This is a genomic window from Ralstonia edaphi (assembly GCF_958350185.1).
GTDB classification, from domain to species: Bacteria; Pseudomonadota; Gammaproteobacteria; order Burkholderiales; family Burkholderiaceae; genus Ralstonia; species Ralstonia edaphi.
Window position 1 is genome coordinate 41868 of record NZ_CATWHI010000001.1, and the last position, 15565, is coordinate 57432.

The following is a 15565-nucleotide window of genomic DNA, read 5'->3' on the forward strand; positions in this document are numbered from 1 at the left end:
ACAGCCAATGATTACCCATGATGAACTGATCTTCTGCCTGCAGCAGAAGTACCCAAATCTCGCCCATGGTGTCGACTTCTGGGTTGGCCAGGAAATGAGTCGGGACTCAGGCGAGCAGCTTGCACCCGCCCGCATCATCGCGTGGCACGTAGAGGGCCAGCCTACCGATGAAGACGTGGCCTCGCTGGTGGAGCAGTATGGGGAGGCAGCAACGGCGCACGTGCTGGGCCAGCGAGCCCGAGAGGAACGCGACCGTCGCCTCGAGCAGGCCGACGCAATGTTCTACAAAGCGATGGACTCCGGCGACGCCACCAAGGCCCAGCTGGTCGGTAAGTACCGCCAAGCGCTGCGCGAGGTGCCGGACCAACCCGGCTTCCCCGTCGATTTCACCTGGCCGGACATCCCCGATGCTCTGCCGGATCAGTCGCCTTCCAACGGCCAAAACACCGAGACCCAGACCTCCGACACATGACGCAAGCTCCATAGGAAACCGACGCACTGCTCCCTACCGTAACGAGAGTCATCGGCGCGCAGCCATGACGATCCATTCACGCAGAACAGTTGAGGAGCAATCATGACTAAAGTCGTCGTCAAGCTTATTGGGCACAACAAAGAGAATCTCGTCGGCCCCGCCGTCACGGTGGGCTCGAAGCGGTGGGGCCACAACGGAGTCGATTTCGGCAAGGAACAAGAGGTCACACCCGGCACGCATACCGTCACGGTGTACAGCGCAGGAAACGTCGTGCGTACGCTCCATGCCGAAGTGCCGAACGACGAGCACTTTGCCATTGATATCGACATCGACTAGGTCGACATCAGCCGCCTGCCTGCCGTAACGCAGCAAGCCCCGCCCCCGAGCGGGGCTTTTTCATTTCCACTTTCCATCGAGGAGCCGCATGGCATCTTCCTTCTTCCACGGCATCACCACCACGATCGTCGATACCGGCCCGCGCCCGATCGCCGTGCCATCGTCGTCCATCATCGGCCTCGTCGACACCTACACCCCCGGGCCGGATCTCGCGCAGCCCGATGTGCCGGTGCAGATCACCAACCCGCGCGAGGCGGCGCAGGCTTTCGGCCAGGACAGCGCCATCACGCGCGCCATCAACGCCATCTATACCCGCACCTCTGCGGTCATCGTCGCCACCGGCGTTGCGCAGTCCGACGATGCTGATGCGCTCACGTCAAGCGTGATTGGCGGCACGACCGGCGCCGGCATGCGCACGGGGCTGCAATCGCTGCTCGATGCCAAATCGCGCTTCAACGTGCAGCCGCGTTTGCTGATCGCGCCGCAGTTCACCGCGCGCCAGCCCGTCGCTACGGCCGTCGATGCGCTGGCCTCCAAGATGCGCGCCATCGGCATCATCGACGGCCCGAACACCACCGACGAAGCCGCGCTCGCGTATGCACGCAACTTCGGCTCCAAGCGCCTCTACATGGTCGATCCGGGCGTGCGCACGTGGGATACCGCAGCCAATGCGGAGGTCGATGCACCGGCATCCGCCTACGTGGCCGGGCTGTTTGCCTACACCGATGCGGAGTACGGCTACTGGGCATCGCCGTCCAACAAGGAATTCGTCGGCATCACCGGCACCGGTCGGCCCATCGAGTTTCTCGACAACGATCCGACCTGCCGCGCCAACCTGCTCAACGAGGCACGCATCGCCACCATCATTCGCGATGGCGGCTACCGCCTGTGGGGCAACCGCACGTTGTCCGCCGATCCGAAATGGTCGTTCGTCACGCGCGTGCGCACGCTGGACATCCTCATGGATGCCGCGCAGGCCGGTCACAAATGGGCCGTCGACCGTGGCATTACGAAGACCTACGTCCACGACGTCACCGAAGGGCTGCAGGCATTCATGCGCGATCAGCGCAACGCCGGGGCGCTCATCAATTTCGAGGTCTATGCCGACCCGGTGCTCAACACCGCCAGCCAGATCGAGCAGGGCCGCGTCGTGTGGAACGTGCGCTTCACCGACGTCATCCCGGCAGAAAACCCGATCTTCCGCTTCGAGGTCACCAACGAGTGGCTGACCGAAGTGCTCGACACCAAATAACGGAGGTGCATGTTGGTACCCGAGACACTCTACAACTTCAATCTGTTCGTGGATGGCACGAACCTCGCGGGCCAAGCGTCCGAACTGACGCCGCCCAAGCTCAAGATCAAGACCGAGGACTATCGTGCCGGCGGCATGGATGCGCCCGTCAAGCTGGACATGGGCATGGAGGCGATGGAAGCGTCGTTCTCGCTCGTCACGCTGTCGACCGCCGTGCTCAAGCTGTTTGGCCTGGCCGACCAGAACGCCTTCAACGGCACCTTCCGTGGCGCACTGCGCACCAAAGACGGCAAGACCCGCAGCGTCGTGCTGGTGCTGCGCGGCATGCTCTACGAGGTCGATCCCGGCTCGTGGAAGCCGAGCGAGAAGTCCGAATCCAAGTACTCCGTCAGCGCCGATTACTACAAGCTCGAAATCGACGGCCGCGTCTGGCACGAGATCGACGTGCTCGGCTGCAAGCGCGTCATTGACGGCGTTGACCAGCTCGCCGAAGTGCGCGCCGCCATCGGCCTGTAAGCCACCACACGAGAACCACGCAATGCAAACCACCACCATCAAGCTGAAGTTTCCCGCCGTCGTCAACGGCGTCAAGGTCGATGCGCTGACGCTGCGCCAGCCCACCGTGCGCGACATGCGCGTCGCCGGCCAGCAGTCGGGCGGCGACGAAGAACTGCGCGAGATCCTGCTCTTCGCGTCGCTGGCCACCGCCGGGCAGAACGACATCGAGGGCCTGACCTATGTCGACTACCAGCGCGTGCAGCGCGGCTACTTTCGGCTGCTGGCCGACCGCGAGGCTACCGATGCCGGACATCAAGCGGCTGACCAAGCGCCTGCTGTCGATGGGCGTCAGCCCGCGTGACATTGACGCCATGACGGTCGACGACATGGTCTGGTGGTTGACCGACTGACGCGGCAACGCGGCGCCACTCAGCAGGAGCACGGATGGCAACAAAAGACATAGCGCTTGGCATCCTCATCGGTGGCGCGGTCAGCTCAACCCTGGGCCGTGCCGTCAACGAGGTCGGTACCAAGCTGGATGCACTCAAGAAGCGGGCAGGCGAGGCACGCGTCTGGCAGAACACCATTGGCGAAACCCAGCGCCTGCAGCGCGAGTTCCGCGATCTGCACGCCGTCGGCGACAAGGCCGCCGATGCAGTGCGGCGCAAGATCGAGCGCAACACCCGCGCGCTGCGCGAAGCGGGCTTCGAGGTCGATCGGCTGGACCGTTCCTACCAACGCCTTGGCCGTACCGCACGCGGTCTGGAGCTTCGCGCGCGGGGCGCAGGGTTGGTTGCTGATGGCCGCGACCGTCTGCGCAACACCATCGGCGACACCACCAAGTTTGTCGCCGCCGCAGCGGTGCCGACCGCCATCTCGGCTGGCTACGAGGCCATCATCCGCGACATTGCCATCAAGGCCGGTGCCGCCCGCACCGACAAAGAGCGCGAGATGAGCAGCGGCATTGCCGCCTCCGCGCAGCAAAGCGGCATCGGCCGGAACGTGCTGGCAGATGCCGTCAACCAGATGGTGTCGGCCGGCATGGACGTCGACCGCGCGCTGTCGTTCGCGCCGCTGGTGGGCAAGTTCTCCGTCAGCCAGGGCGCAGACCCGAAGGAAACTGCGCGGATGATCCAGGCGCTCGAGCAGAACGCCAAAATCTCCGACCCGGCCAAGATGGCGCAGGCGCTGGAAACCATCGCGTTTCAGGGCAAGGAAGGCTCGTTCGAATCGAGCGACATGGCGCGCTGGTTCCCCGTGCTGCTGGCGGATATGCAGAAGCTGGGCATTGTCGGTAACAGCTCCGTCGAGCAGCTCGGCGCGCTTCTGCAGGTGCAGATGAAGACGGCTGGAAGCGCTGACGAGGCCGCCAACAATACGAAAAACTGGTTCTCCAAGATCGGCAGCGGTGAGACGGCCGGCAACTACGCCAAGGCCGGCATCGACTACGAAGCCAAGATGCGCGAGGCCATCGGCAAGGGCTGGAGCACGATGGAAGCATCGTTCGTGCTGGCCCGCGCCTACATCGAGCAGGCCGACCCGGAGAAGGCCAAGCAGCTCGCGGCCGCCGCGCAGCAGTTCAACAACGAATCCGACCCCGCCAAGCGCGAAGCGCAGATGCGCGCGTTTGCGGAGACGATGAAGACGGGCGACCTCTTCAACGACATGCAGGTCAAGGCAGCGCTCACGGCCTACATGCAGAACGCCGATCTGTATCAGCGCTTAAAGAACGAGGGCGCCAAGGCCACCGGCGAGATCGAGAAAGACCTGGCAGACCGCCGCGATAGCTCCAAACAGAAATGGGCCGAAGTCGGGCAGGCGTGGGACGAAGCCATGCGTCGCATTGGCGATGCGCTTAAGCCCGTGACCGACTCAGTGGCGGATCTCGCTGCCGGTGCCGGTACCTCCGTCGGCAAGCTTGCGGCCGAATCGCCCCAAGCCACGGTCGCCATCGGCGGCGTGCTCGCGTCGATTCTGGCGTTCAGGACCGGGCGTGCCGTATGGAAGATCGGCAAGGGTGTGTCTGACATCGCGCGAGGGACTGCCGTTGCCGCAGGCGTTGGCCGCACGTCGGAGGCGGCGGCAACCGCCGCCAAGGTCGCACCGGCCGCCGCCAAGACGCCGGGCGTGCTGGGCGCTTCGGGCCGGTTCCTGAAAGGCGCCGCGCCCAAGCTCGGCAAGATCGGCGCTGTCGCGGGCGTGCTGGCGCTGGTGGGCACGGCCGGCATGGCAAGCGCAGAAGCCGCAGAACGTCCCGGCAGCAAAGCCGACAAGGCCAAAGCCATCGTCGGCATCGGTGCAGGGCTTGCCGGTGAGCTTGCTGGCGGTGCAGCAGGCCGCGCCATCGGCGCCGTCGCCGGCACCGCCATCGCGGGGCCCATCGGCACCGTTGTCGGCGGGCTGCTCGGCGGCATGCTCGGTTCGTACCTGGGCGGCAAGGCCAGCAGTGCACTGGCCGAGCGTGCCCTCAGCGACAAGAAGCCCGCGGCGGCACCAACAGCAGGCGCGCCCGTGCTGCCCGCCGGCGCGCAGGAAGCGCTTGGTACCGCTCAAGCAACCGCCAATGCGCCGCCGCCACGGTTGCAAGTCGACCAGCGGTTCGAGTTCGCACCGAAGATCGACCTGACGGTGAACGGCGACGTCAAAGACCCGCGCCAGCTGGCGGCGGAATTGATGCCGCACCTGCGCCGCCAGTTCGACGAATACGCCGCGCAGCAACGCCGGGCCGCCATGTCGGACGGCTCGCACGTGTAACGGAACAGATCATGGATTTTCAGAAGTTCGCATCCGCAGCGGCCACGCATGCGGCGCGCGCTGCCGAGCATGTCCGGCAGATGGAGCGGTTGCTCGACAAGCCGGACGGCAGCGGCGATGCAAACGCGCGCCGCCGTGAGGCGCAGGCCTTGGGCGACCTTTCCAGCGCCGGCAGCGCGCTTGCCGCCGCCGGCGAGGCCATCGGCGGTACCGGACGGGTGTCGGCTGCCCGTGGCGCAGCACAACGCGCACTCGGCCTGACAGACGCGGCGCTGGCAGCCATTCAGCGCACCGCAGTCGGCGAACGGTTCAACACCGTCCTGCGCGCCGCCCAAACCACCGGCGATGCACTGGCAACGGTACGCCGCCGCCTCGATGCCGTGCTCCCCGCCGTCACCCCCAACGTGCGCAGCCTGGTGCCCAGTTACGCGCTGGGCCCGGACAAGATCCTCGGCGCGGGACAAACCGCAGGCGCAACAGAACGCCTGCTCGTGCTGTCCACGGACGACGGCGAGCAATTCCAGTTCGGCCTTTCCACCGCCGCGTACGACCGCCTGCGCCGCGAGACCCGCTACAACATCGCCGCGCAAGAACGCATCCAGCGGCAAGAGGCATTGCAGGCCGTGGGCGCGGGCGGAGACACCATCACCGTATCGGGCGCCATCTTTACCGCCGGCGGCGCGGGGGCAGGGCAGCTAGACCGCCTGCGCGCCATCGGCGCCGCGCTCAAGCCTGTGCAATTGACCACCGGCTCGGGCGACGTGCTCGGCCGCTACTTCTTAGACCGCGTGGGCGAAGAACAAGACGGCCTGCTGGCCGACGGCACACCGCGCAAACAAGGATTCGACCTGGAGTTCCGACGCTATGGCGATGACTATCAGAACATCTGATGGCGATGTGCTCGACGTGCTGTGCTACCGCGCGTACGGCACGTTGGCCGGCACGGTGGAAGCCGTGCTCGATGCCAACCCCGGCCTCGCCGCGCGGCGGCAACCCTACGCCGCCGGCGTGGAGATATTCCTGCCGGATCTCGCCCCCGCGCGTGACGAACCCATCCAGCTTTGGACGTAGCGCATGGAAGCCCAATTCGAAGTCCTGGCAGACGGCAAAGACATCACCGCGCTGCTGCGCGATCGCGTGCTGGAGATCCGCCTGACCGACAAGCCCGGCATGGAAGCCGACCGCTGCGAGATCCGGCTCGATGATCGCGACGGCAAGATCGCCTTCCCGCCCAAGGGCGCCAAGCTGCGCATCTCGTTCGGCTGGGCCGGCAAGGGCCTGTCCACGCGCGGCACGTACGCCGTTGACGAGATCGAGCTGAGCGGCCCGCCCGCCACCCTCGTCATACGCGGCAAGCCGGCCGACATGCGCGCCACCGCCAAGGCGCAGCGCAACGCCAGCTACACCGGCACCACGCTCGCCGCCATCGTGGCAAGCGTGGCCGCGCGGCACGGCTGGAAGCCCGCTTGCACGATCGAGGCGCACATCGAACGCGCCGACCAGTTTGGCGAGAGCGATCTGCACTTCATCACCCGTCTTGCGCGCCAATACGGTGGCACCGCCACGGTCAAGGGCGGCCGGCTGATCGTCGCCCCGCGCGGCGGTGGCAAGTCGGCCGATGGCAAGCCGCTCGCGCCCATCGTGCTGCGCCCGTCAGACCTCATGCGCTACCGCCTGACGTTTCCAGACCGCAGCAGCGTCGGCGGCGTCAGAACCCGCGCGCACGACGCCAAGACCGGCCGCAAGATCGATCTGTACATCCCCAACCCCGAAGCGCCCAACGGCCCGCCGGCGCAGGCCACGCACACCGACCGGCACGTGCACGCCAGCCCGCAGTCAGCAAAAGCCGCCGCCAAGGCCAAGCTGCAAGACATGAACCGCAGCACCGCCGAAGGCGAGCTGGAGATGATGGGCCGTGGCGATATCAGTGCCGAGAAAACGCTCCGCCTGGAAGGCTTCAAAGCCCAAGCCGATGGCGACTACCTGGCCGACACGGTCACGCACATCTACGCCAACAAAAGCTGGCTGGTGAACGTGAGTCTGAACGGCGGCAACAGCGGCAAGGCCAAAGCCGGGCAGGGCAAAGCCAAGAAAGCGGCAAAGGTCACCAACCTGGTCATTCCGGCGCCGCCCAAGCAATAAGACATACCCGTTCGCTGTTGCGAGCGCATCCAAACAGCCCGCCACCCGGCGGGCTTTTTCATTTCCAAGCCATGAACAGACAATCCTTCAGCAAGGCCGCCGCCTTGCCGCCGGCGCTCGCCGATCGCTGGTGGCCGCACATCGAGGCCACGTGCAAGCGCTTCGGTATCTCCACGCCCGCGCAGCAAGCGGCCTTTATCGCGCAGATCGGGCATGAGTCCGGCGGCTTCACGCGCGTCACGGAATCGTTCAACTATGCCGTGGCAGCGCTGCCCGCGATGTTCTCGCGCGTCACGCCCGCATTGGCCGCCACGCTGGGCCGCCAGCCGGGCGAGCGCGCGGTGCCGCTCGAGCGGCAGCAGCGCATTGCCAACATCGCCTATGCCAACCGCTACGGCAATGGCGACGCCGCCAGCGGCGACGGCTGGCGGTACCGGGGCCGCGGGCTCAAGCAAATCACCTTCCGGGCCAACTACCGCGAGTGCGGCCACGCGCTGGATCTCGACCTCGTGGCGCGGCCCGAGCTGCTGGAGCGCGATGAAACCGCCGCGCTCTCCGCCGGCTGGTACTGGTGGGCCTTCGGGCTGGGCAAGTTGGCCGACGCCGGCAAGTTCGACGAGATCACGCGCCGCATCAACGGCCCCGCCATGGAAGGCGCAGAGGCTCGCCGCGCGCGCTGGGTGGTCGCCAAACAAGCATTGGGAGCATAGATGGCACAGCCAACAGGTTGGGGCGCGCTGCTGCGCGTGTTGGACACGATTCTGCCCAGCGCCGCCGGTGCGCTGGTGTCGTTGCGGTTCGTCCCGGGCACGCCCGTGCAGCGCGTGGCGTCTCTGCTGCTGGGCGTTGTGTGCGCGCATTACCTGGGCAACGGCGTGATTGGCTTGTGGCAGGTGCCGGCGGGGCTGGTGTCGGATGCCGTCAAGTTCATCGCCGGCGTGTTCGGGCTGACCATCGTCGGCTACGCATACGGCGAGCTTCCGGCGCTGCGGCGCCTGGTGCACGACTGGCTGCAGCAGGCAGCCCAACGCTGGACAGGGGGCCGCAAGGAATGACGCTCACCCAAAACGACGTGCTCACCGCCATCGACATCGTGGCGCTCGTGGCCATCTGCGGGGGCGCGGCGTGGTCTGCGCTCACGCAGGCCATTCCGCACGGGCTGCGCGGCGCGCTGCTGCTGTGCGCCGTGGCCCTGTGCGCGCTCGGCAGCGCCGCCGCCTCGCTCCACGCCCATCGCGACATTGCCACCGTGCAACTGCATTGCGTGCTGGCGGTGGCGGGGCTGTGGGTCACGTACATCATCAGAAAAGGCAACGCCAATGAACTTCGCAACCGTCCGGCTCCTGGCAGTGGCAGCGGTGGCTGCAGCAGCTGCGTGGGGCTGGCAAGCCAACCGCTACGAAACCGCCATCGCGCAGATCCAGCGCGACCACGCCATCGAGCGCCAGACCGCCGTCGATACCGTCGTGACGGCGCTGCAGGCTGCCATCGACAAACACCGGCAGCTTACCGACCAGCTCGACGCGCTCGACCGTACCCATTTCTCGGAGATGCAACGTGCCACCGCTGAAAACACGCGCCTGCAGCGCGCTCTTGCTGCTGGCACTGTACGGATGTCAGTGCGCGCCCGTTGCCAGCCCGATGCCAGTGCCGGCGCAGGTGAAGATCAGCCCGGCGCCGGCCTGGGCGATGGAGCCACCGGCCGATGTGAGTTACCTGGAGAGGATGCGGCGGATCTTGTCGATCTCTTCGCCGGGGCAGAGCGGGATGCGGAGAAACTGAGATACTTGCAGGGGCGCGAGCGTGCGCTTGAGGGGGCGGGCGTTTGTGGCCAACCCTAAAGGGCGTCGTGAACAAGTTGGGGGCAGGCCTTTCCGCAACCGGCAAGACACGATCTGCGGTTCAGCATGGCAGCAATTTACCGAGTCAGACAGATGGAGAAGGATCTCTTGCAATCGCCCAACAGCGCTAGTGCTTCTGCAAAAATCCAGCCGTTCGTGATGGTAGACATCCCTGGCCTTGGTCGTCTTTATGAACCCCCAGGGGACAGGTGTGTTCCTCATGTGCTAGTGCTCCATGGTTCGGAAGGGGCGTGGTCCGGCTTCGCACACTTACAAGCAGCCAGCTTTGCGGCGAGGGGTATTGCAGCGTTGCCACTGGGATACAGCATGGGCGGCAACCTCTGGAATGCGGGCGCCATCGAGAATGTGCCCATCGATAAAACTGCCGAAGCACTGGATGCCTTGCGACGCCTACCCAGGTCGACCGGTAAGGTCGGTGTCTATGGCGTATCTCGTGGAGCCGAACACGCCTTGCTGCTCGCAGTGCTTATGACGGTAGACGACTCGATGCATGAGCCCGACGCTGTTGCAGTACACGCTCCCCCCGATGTGATTTGTGGAGCGTTCGACGCTAAAGAATGGAGAGACCCAGGCGACCCAGGGTGGCGAGCATGGGACCCTTCGCGGCGCGCCTGGACTTGGAAGGGCGCATCGGACACCTTGCTTCCATCTCAGCCTATTGAGATTCAACAATACGCAGGCCCGCTACTAATCAGCGCTGGTGAGAACGACACGACGTGGTCGTCCGCCATGGCGAAACGCCTTGGGAACCGATACGCCACCGACGGCCGCGCTGCCGAGCAATTGATATTTCCCGGAGAAGGTCACGTGTTGTCAGCCGAGGCGACAATGGTCCGGGATGCTCGCATATCGGCGTTCTTTGCCGAGCATTTGGTGCCGCAGCGAACGCCTCTTTGAACACGTAAGGCGCTTGGTTAGACAGGAAACCGTGCCACGGAGACATCCGCGATCTAAGTTTGGTCACTCTGTCCTGCTTTCGGCCAATGTGGTCGGTGCATATGGCTCGCATCGCCGCCAACCGCCCAGCGATGCGAGCCCCATCCCACCCCCTACACCCCCGCCTCAATCAAACCCGAAATCTGCACCGACGCGCGCGCAAAGTCAGTCAGCGCGCGGGCGCGCTTGTGCCGATAGCTGCCGGCGGAGATGACGACGGGTTCTTTGGCTTCGTCGTCCTGCAGGACGATGAGCATGCCGGTGTAGCGGTCTGCCTGGTAGATGTGTTTATTGAGCAGTTGCAGCGCGCGCTCGACGTCGGCGGGGTAGAGGCTGGCGAGGTCGGCGGGTGTGCGGGCGGCGGCGGGCGCGGCGTCGATGCACGGTTGTGCCGTGAACTGGCCGGTCTTGCGGATGGCCGGCAGGACAATGGACGTGACCCACTTGCGGAAGCGGTGCGGCACGGTGCCGGGCTTCATTGCGTCGCGGCAGCGCAGGACTAGGGCGTACATGCCGGACTCCGAAACGATGGCGACTTGTTGGCGACCACCAAGGGTGTCGGTTAAGCCGACACCCTTTTCGTCGGCATCCAACTTCAGGAGTGCATCCCGGCTGTTGGCGATTTCCAGCGCGGCACACACGTCGGCTGCGACGAACCACGGTTCGTCATCGCGCATAACGACGCGCACCGCGTGCGATTCGAAATTGAAGGTGTTGGGGGTAGGGGCGAGCGTGGACGCGCCAACAGACGTACCAGTCATGGCTTGACTCCTTGAGTGCGGTTTGAGAGCCGCTTTCCGACGCTAATCGGAGGGGGCGGCGACCGAGCGGGTTAGCGTTACCGGACTCAAGGAACCGGCGCCCCTTGCGGAGCCCGCGCCCGGCGCCGCCATTGAGGAGGCCAGACGTGCGCATGCAAAAGCCGCGCGTGAAGAACGAGCGCGGCTAATGTGCGCCTTGAGTAGACGGGACGCTAATCCCGTGTGCCGGTGTTTCCGGCGACCGGCCGAGTATACGGCTGGTTGGGGTTACGTGCAAACCGGCGAGCTGATGCGGGCAGGCAAAGAAACCGAAGCTTTTGGCCAGGGACGGGCGTGCAAAGAAATCCCTTTACTCTGATAGATTCCGTACGTTGTCCTTCACGGACCGCTCAGAGGAGCTGGTGAATGGTCGAACCAGACGAGTTGATTGTAGGTCGGGTGTATTTTGATATTTATTACGAAGACGAAAACCTTCGTTATCCGTTCATCCACTCTTACGAATACTGCGGGCGCGGCGAGCGCGGTGACTACGAGTTCCGGCAGATCGGAACCGGGGATCATTGTCTGTTTGGCGCAGACGGCGTGAGGTCCATGGAGCGTGTTGACGATTTGTGGGCGTCGCTCAGTAAATGGGGTCAAGAGAATCCCGATCTTTTGTCATAGGCTCCGCGACGTGCTTACGATGAAGGCTTGGTCGGGCCGGCTGGCGTCTGAGGCAATCATGTGCGTTCGCATGGCTGAGGACCGACCGGTTGCACTCGAATCACTCAAGTTCGGAGCTCGTAAGAATGCTCAGCAGAGAAGACGAAATTTGGAATCGCGCGGCCCTGAAGGCTGGTGGACAGAATCCGGCTGAAGGGGACGTCCATCTTGCGTCTGCCTTACATCTGCACAGTTTGGCGATGAACGGCGGCGTGCTCCATGCGCTGCAGGTCTTAACGGACCAACAACGTCTGGCTGCGATAGACGGGTACAGGTACTTCGGCTTTCATAAGGTCGCCGACCTCCTTTCGGAACCCTTCGCAGATACGGATGAAGATGATAAGCGGCTAGAGAATGCTTATTCGATCGAGATTCCCCTGGACGAAACGCTCTTCAATGCGTTCTGCGTGAAGTATGCTGTTGAGCCAGGGGCATTTGCTGCGTGATGCTTTTGGCCCGGCCAAGCGCATAGCTGTTTTTGGAAAGGACCTCAGAGCACGCTCCGGCGAGCGGTTCAATCCGACCGTTGCTGTATAGACATGCCTAACATGACCTTCACGCGCTCGCTGCTCATTGCAATCGCGGCAATGTTTCTCATGCTTTCCGGTTGCCAGCGCAACTCACCCGAAGCCGATTTCTGGCAGTGGTTTCAGAAGAACGAAGCGTCGCTCTTCGACTTTGAGCGCGACCAACGGGTAGTCTTCGATCGCTTGTCGGCTGAGATGCATAAAGTGGATCCCAGTCTTACATTTGAGTTTGGGCCAAAGCAGAGTGGCCAACGTGAGTTCGTCATCAGTGCGGATGGCGTTCGCGCCGCTTTTCCAAAAGTTGTGAGCCTTGCCTCGTCAGCTCCCCCACTACCTAGGTGGAAGATCATCAAGTTCCGCCCTAGAAGGGAGCCAGCCGATATTCAGTTCCACGGTGTCACTGTCAAAGCCCAGTCCGTCTCGGTGGAAATCCATCCAGAGGGCGAAAAGGCTGGACTCACGGTGTTGATTCCCGGCTACTCGGCGTCGCAGCGGCAGACGTTTGGAGGCATCGCATTCCTTCTTCTGGACCAAGCACTAGGGGAGTTTGATGTCGAGACTCACGTCGGAAACGTCGACGTACGGGCGCCGTTGCCAGGCGATTCGAATGCTATTCCTCTCGAGGCGTTGCCGCGGGCGTTTGATGCTGCTGTTTTGAAGCGATGACATTGCAGAATTCCTCTCGCTACTCGAACCCAGCCACTGATGCGAAATCCCTCTCTCCCGTATAAATTGGTCTACTGCGTGACGGCGGTCGCCTGCGGCCTGAGTAGCGCTCCCTCTATGGCGGAGCCGATCGACTGGCCAGAGCTACCGAAGACGTGCTTCGTCAGTCGGCGTCCTGCAACCGTAGATGACCTAAATCGTGGCTGCTCCGCCTTCTTGATTGGCGGTCCCGATAAGTCGGCTGGAACGCCGCTCAATATCCAGATCCCTCAGTATGCGTTTCATGTGGATGGCGCGTCCGGTAAGAAGACCCCTGTCATAGTGGTGCAAGCCGAGGAGCAATCCGGGATAAAGGCCGTGGGCTACAAGGAAGTGAATACGTCAAGGACGGGCGCGGCGCTCTTGAGTGAAATGCAGCTGTTGGGCACCAGAAAGCCCCGATAAAGTAGGTGCAAAACATGCTGCTCGTTGAAGCTCAGTTGTCTCCGGGCCTGAAGGCGTTGGGGTTCAAGAAGAATGCAAGAACCTGGACGAGGGAAACGCCAGACGCATTTCAGCTCGTCAATCTGCAGAAGAGTCGGTTCAGCGAGCAGGTGTATGTGAATGTCGCGGTCTATTTGAAGGCGCTGGGCGATGAGACGTCTCCGCCTGAGCATCGGTGCCACATTCGCGCCCGGCTGGAGCGTATTGCGCCTGAGAGCCTGTCCGAAGAAATCAGGTCGCTAAACGCAGCGCTCCCAATGTCCGCCTCACTCCTGTCGGCGCTGCTTGAGCACGCCGTACCTTGGCTCGAGCGCGTCTCCAGCCGGCCAGGGCTGGATTTATTTGTGCGATCGTCAATGGCGAGGCACTGCTTTGTCGGCGCCAAAGTGCGCGCACATTTGACGGCATCCGCGCGGGAAGGCTGGCCGCACATGCGCCATAAGGAGACGTCGACGGTGCTCGGTGCCCAAACAATTTGAGAGGACTATGAATCCACAGCTCATAAAAGTGACGTTCGACGACGTCTCGCAGGTCGTGTACCGTCCAGCTTCGCGATACGTCCCCGAAACAACTTCGTTCAACTTCACTGCCAACGGTAAGCACGAATATGCCGTGACCATTTGGGGCAAGGTCAACATCCACAAGGGCATGACCGTCACGGCTCTGCTCAGGGAGCCAGGGAACTGGCAAACGCTAATGGGCTGGGTAGATCATGACAAGGGGGCGATCGCGGGTATTCGGTCTCCGTTGTTGAGCGTTTGGTATGCGGCTCTTTGTATCTTGACGATCGCGCTTAACCCGATATATCTGATGCCTCTGTTTGGCGTAGGGAAGTGGGACTTTGATGTTGGAGCGTCGGTACTATTCTTCGCGGCATTGCTGTTAGCGATATTCAATCTTTCACGTGCGTGGAAAGCATGGAAAGCGTTGAGTATGCTGCGGGAGTTCAAGTATCTGGACTCAGGTGTAGCGATGGAGATGGATCTGCCGCGAACCCAAGGCAACTAGTTTTATTCATGACCCTCAAGCACACTGATCGTCTGCAGCCTCAATTGCACAAGTGGTTCCCGCTCATCGCGCTGCTGCTCTCGGTTCTCGCTAGTCCGGTGTGGGCCGACTATACCGTTGATTTCGTGCGCATTTCGTGCATCCCGGAAGCGCAATTCTTAGACATCGAGTATCGAGGGATACACAACCCCGCGATCACCGCGTTGACTGAAAACGGCACGGTTCGTCCCGATGTGTTAGCACGTCATGGATTTTTTTCGCCAAACAAACTCTCCTACGAATGCTCATTGCCCGATTCGAAGTACACGATCATCGCTACTCAAGCCGGCTGGAGTGAACGGGGAATGTGTGGGGCTGCTCCAGAGATCTTCCTGAGTCTCCAGAGAAACGGTGAGCCGTTGCTTGAGCGCGTGGTATTTGGGTCAAGTTGCTTCGGTAATCCGTCGGTCACGCGCATCACGATCGAGGACGGAAGGCAGGGTTGGTACTCTCGCGAAGCTGAGGTATGCCTCGCGCGTGGTACCGATGAAACGGCTGCCAAATGCGTATGGTTCTTTGAAGACTACAGCGACTTCAAGAAATTTCCCGTACGGCAGGACGACATTCAACGTCTGCTGCAGTAAGCACAATGCCGGCTGATGTCAGATTGCCTGTGCGACATGGAGAAGCAGTTCCCATCGGACGCAGCGCAGGTTGGGCGCATATGACAGTGTCCTGCCAGAAGGGCCAAGACTGACATTCAGGAGTAGATAATGAGTAGCTCTGTAGACGTCGATGCGCTTTGCACAGCGTTGGACTCCTTGGCGGAAGATGATCGCTCGCGCGTGCCCCTTCTGATCGAACTCCTGACCCTTGAAGGTCACGAGCGCCATGAGGACATCGTCTTCGACCTTGGGCTTTTCGGAGACCCTGCCGCCATTCCAGCGATTGCGGAAGCCGCCGAAAAGTCTTTCCAGTACATGGTGCGATGGCAGAATCTTCATGAATTTCAGCGCAAGTGCGCCTACGCACTCGCACGAATCGGAACACCGGAATCTCGCGAGGTTCTCGAGCACTTAGCCCAGCATGCGGACCCTCATTTGCGCGAATACGGGAGGGAGGGACTGAGCAATTGGCCAATGCCCTTCGCCCGGTCCTGAGCACTTAGCTTTGGGCGGGGTCCTTTG

Annotated in this window: 22 protein-coding genes; 20 read left to right on the forward strand and 2 right to left on the reverse strand. The window is 62.9% G+C overall.

Annotated elements, in window-relative coordinates; translation table 11 throughout:
• Positions 1–7: 7 nt before the first annotated feature.
• The 13 genes from R2669_RS00245 to R2669_RS00305 all read left to right on the forward strand — a co-directional run bounded on the left by R2669_RS00245 (position 8) and on the right by R2669_RS00305 (position 10213).
• Positions 8–472: an XkdW family protein gene (locus R2669_RS00245; protein ID WP_316897864.1), complete on the forward strand. Its 465-nt coding sequence runs from the start codon at positions 8–10 to the stop codon at positions 470–472.
• 102 nt (positions 473–574) lie between these two features.
• A complete protein-coding gene (locus R2669_RS00250; protein ID WP_147213656.1) occupies positions 575–808 on the forward strand; it encodes a hypothetical protein in 234 nt (77 codons plus the stop codon).
• An 88-nt stretch (positions 809–896) separates the two neighbouring features.
• Positions 897–2060, forward strand: coding sequence for a phage tail sheath family protein (locus R2669_RS00255; protein ID WP_316897866.1), 1164 nt, complete (start codon positions 897–899; stop codon positions 2058–2060).
• 12 nt (positions 2061–2072) lie between these two features.
• Entirely contained in the window at positions 2073–2576 is a 504-nt protein-coding gene (locus R2669_RS00260; protein WP_316899024.1) for a phage major tail tube protein, read from the forward strand.
• Positions 2577–2598: 22 nt separating this feature from the next.
• A complete protein-coding gene (locus R2669_RS00265; RefSeq protein ID WP_316897868.1) occupies positions 2599–2919 on the forward strand; it encodes a phage tail assembly protein in 321 nt (106 codons plus the stop codon).
• Positions 2920–3002: 83 nt separating this feature from the next.
• Positions 3003–5312 carry a phage tail tape measure protein gene (locus tag R2669_RS00270; RefSeq protein WP_316897870.1) on the forward strand — a complete coding sequence of 770 codons (2310 nt, stop codon included), beginning with the start codon at positions 3003–3005 and terminating at the stop codon, positions 5310–5312.
• A gap of 11 nt (positions 5313–5323) precedes the next feature.
• Positions 5324–6202, forward strand: a complete 879-nt coding sequence (locus R2669_RS00275) for a phage tail protein (RefSeq protein WP_316897872.1) — start codon at positions 5324–5326, stop codon at positions 6200–6202.
• Positions 6177–6383, forward strand: coding sequence for a tail protein X (locus tag R2669_RS00280; protein WP_024972597.1), 207 nt, complete (start codon positions 6177–6179; stop codon positions 6381–6383). The genes R2669_RS00275 and R2669_RS00280 overlap by 26 nt, the downstream gene beginning before the upstream one ends.
• Before the next feature lie 3 nt (positions 6384–6386).
• Positions 6387–7454: a phage late control D family protein gene (locus tag R2669_RS00285; protein WP_316897874.1), complete on the forward strand. Its 1068-nt coding sequence runs from the start codon at positions 6387–6389 to the stop codon at positions 7452–7454.
• A 71-nt stretch (positions 7455–7525) separates the two neighbouring features.
• Positions 7526–8164, forward strand: a complete 639-nt coding sequence (locus R2669_RS00290) for a glycoside hydrolase family 19 protein (protein ID WP_316897876.1) — start codon at positions 7526–7528, stop codon at positions 8162–8164.
• Positions 8165–8509: a hypothetical protein gene (locus tag R2669_RS00295; RefSeq protein ID WP_316897878.1), complete on the forward strand. Its 345-nt coding sequence runs from the start codon at positions 8165–8167 to the stop codon at positions 8507–8509.
• Between the two features lie 264 nt (positions 8510–8773).
• Positions 8774–9295 (forward strand): lysis system i-spanin subunit Rz, encoded by a 522-nt coding sequence (locus R2669_RS00300; RefSeq protein ID WP_316897879.1) that lies wholly within the window; start codon positions 8774–8776, stop codon positions 9293–9295.
• Between the two features lie 66 nt (positions 9296–9361).
• Entirely contained in the window at positions 9362–10213 is an 852-nt protein-coding gene (locus R2669_RS00305; protein WP_316897881.1) for an alpha/beta hydrolase family protein, read from the forward strand.
• A gap of 152 nt (positions 10214–10365) precedes the next feature.
• Here R2669_RS00305 and R2669_RS00310 read toward each other — a convergent pair whose 3' ends face one another.
• Positions 10366–11013, reverse strand: coding sequence for a BRO-N domain-containing protein (locus R2669_RS00310; RefSeq protein WP_316897883.1), 648 nt, complete (start codon positions 11011–11013; stop codon positions 10366–10368).
• 405 nt (positions 11014–11418) lie between these two features.
• Here R2669_RS00310 and R2669_RS00315 point away from each other — a divergent pair, with 405 nt between their 5' ends.
• From R2669_RS00315 to R2669_RS00340, 6 genes are all read left to right on the forward strand, one after another.
• Positions 11419–11676 (forward strand): hypothetical protein, encoded by a 258-nt coding sequence (locus tag R2669_RS00315; protein WP_316897885.1) that lies wholly within the window; start codon positions 11419–11421, stop codon positions 11674–11676.
• A gap of 125 nt (positions 11677–11801) precedes the next feature.
• Entirely contained in the window at positions 11802–12161 is a 360-nt protein-coding gene (locus R2669_RS00320; protein WP_316897887.1) for a hypothetical protein, read from the forward strand.
• Between the two features lie 93 nt (positions 12162–12254).
• Positions 12255–12908 (forward strand): hypothetical protein, encoded by a 654-nt coding sequence (locus R2669_RS00325; protein WP_316897889.1) that lies wholly within the window; start codon positions 12255–12257, stop codon positions 12906–12908.
• Between the two features lie 458 nt (positions 12909–13366).
• The gene (locus R2669_RS00330) at positions 13367–13870 is read left to right on the forward strand and encodes a DUF4304 domain-containing protein (protein WP_316897891.1); all 504 of its coding nucleotides are present in this window, start codon (positions 13367–13369) and stop codon (positions 13868–13870) included.
• 7 nt (positions 13871–13877) lie between these two features.
• Complete coding sequence (locus R2669_RS00335; RefSeq protein WP_316897893.1) at positions 13878–14399, forward strand: hypothetical protein; 522 nt, start codon at positions 13878–13880, stop codon at positions 14397–14399.
• A gap of 8 nt (positions 14400–14407) precedes the next feature.
• Positions 14408–15022 carry a hypothetical protein gene (locus R2669_RS00340; protein ID WP_316897895.1) on the forward strand — a complete coding sequence of 205 codons (615 nt, stop codon included), beginning with the start codon at positions 14408–14410 and terminating at the stop codon, positions 15020–15022.
• 18 nt (positions 15023–15040) lie between these two features.
• Here the strand turns inward: R2669_RS00340 and R2669_RS00345 are convergent, their stop codons facing one another.
• On the reverse strand, positions 15041–15382 hold the full coding sequence (locus R2669_RS00345; protein WP_316897896.1) for a hypothetical protein: 342 nt from the start codon (positions 15380–15382) through the stop codon (positions 15041–15043).
• Here R2669_RS00345 and R2669_RS24815 point away from each other — a divergent pair.
• Positions 15278–15538, forward strand: coding sequence for a HEAT repeat domain-containing protein (locus R2669_RS24815; protein WP_430708765.1), 261 nt, complete (start codon positions 15278–15280; stop codon positions 15536–15538). The two genes, R2669_RS00345 and R2669_RS24815, sit on opposite strands and share 105 nt — an antisense overlap.
• Positions 15539–15565 lie beyond the last annotated feature (27 nt).

Excerpts from the sequence above, each read along its gene's own strand:
- R2669_RS00295 (WP_316897878.1), top strand. The coding sequence starts at position 8,165 with ATGGCACAGCCAACAGGTTGGGGCGCGCTGCTGCGCGTGTTGGACACG.
- R2669_RS00325 (WP_316897889.1), top strand. The coding sequence starts at position 12,255 with ATGCCTAACATGACCTTCACGCGCTCGCTGCTCATTGCAATCGCGGCA.
- R2669_RS00330 (WP_316897891.1), top strand. The coding sequence starts at position 13,367 with ATGCTGCTCGTTGAAGCTCAGTTGTCTCCGGGCCTGAAGGCGTTGGGG.
- R2669_RS00340 (WP_316897895.1), top strand. The coding sequence starts at position 14,408 with ATGACCCTCAAGCACACTGATCGTCTGCAGCCTCAATTGCACAAGTGG.
- R2669_RS00245 (WP_316897864.1), top strand. The coding sequence starts at position 8 with ATGATTACCCATGATGAACTGATCTTCTGCCTGCAGCAGAAGTACCCA.
- R2669_RS00250 (WP_147213656.1), top strand. The coding sequence starts at position 575 with ATGACTAAAGTCGTCGTCAAGCTTATTGGGCACAACAAAGAGAATCTC.
- R2669_RS00305 (WP_316897881.1), top strand. The coding sequence starts at position 9,362 with ATGGCAGCAATTTACCGAGTCAGACAGATGGAGAAGGATCTCTTGCAA.
- R2669_RS00290 (WP_316897876.1), top strand. The coding sequence starts at position 7,526 with ATGAACAGACAATCCTTCAGCAAGGCCGCCGCCTTGCCGCCGGCGCTC.
- R2669_RS00280 (WP_024972597.1), top strand. The coding sequence starts at position 6,177 with ATGGCGATGACTATCAGAACATCTGATGGCGATGTGCTCGACGTGCTG.
- R2669_RS00275 (WP_316897872.1), top strand. The coding sequence starts at position 5,324 with ATGGATTTTCAGAAGTTCGCATCCGCAGCGGCCACGCATGCGGCGCGC.
- R2669_RS00320 (WP_316897887.1), top strand. The coding sequence starts at position 11,802 with ATGCTCAGCAGAGAAGACGAAATTTGGAATCGCGCGGCCCTGAAGGCT.
- R2669_RS00285 (WP_316897874.1), top strand. The coding sequence starts at position 6,387 with ATGGAAGCCCAATTCGAAGTCCTGGCAGACGGCAAAGACATCACCGCG.
- R2669_RS00315 (WP_316897885.1), top strand. The coding sequence starts at position 11,419 with ATGGTCGAACCAGACGAGTTGATTGTAGGTCGGGTGTATTTTGATATT.
- R2669_RS00255 (WP_316897866.1), top strand. The coding sequence starts at position 897 with ATGGCATCTTCCTTCTTCCACGGCATCACCACCACGATCGTCGATACC.
- R2669_RS00265 (WP_316897868.1), top strand. The coding sequence starts at position 2,599 with ATGCAAACCACCACCATCAAGCTGAAGTTTCCCGCCGTCGTCAACGGC.
- R2669_RS00300 (WP_316897879.1), top strand. The coding sequence starts at position 8,774 with ATGAACTTCGCAACCGTCCGGCTCCTGGCAGTGGCAGCGGTGGCTGCA.
- R2669_RS00345 (WP_316897896.1), bottom strand. The coding sequence starts at position 15,382 with ATGAAGATTCTGCCATCGCACCATGTACTGGAAAGACTTTTCGGCGGC.
- R2669_RS00310 (WP_316897883.1), bottom strand. The coding sequence starts at position 11,013 with ATGACTGGTACGTCTGTTGGCGCGTCCACGCTCGCCCCTACCCCCAAC.
- R2669_RS00270 (WP_316897870.1), top strand. The coding sequence starts at position 3,003 with ATGGCAACAAAAGACATAGCGCTTGGCATCCTCATCGGTGGCGCGGTC.
- R2669_RS00335 (WP_316897893.1), top strand. The coding sequence starts at position 13,878 with ATGAATCCACAGCTCATAAAAGTGACGTTCGACGACGTCTCGCAGGTC.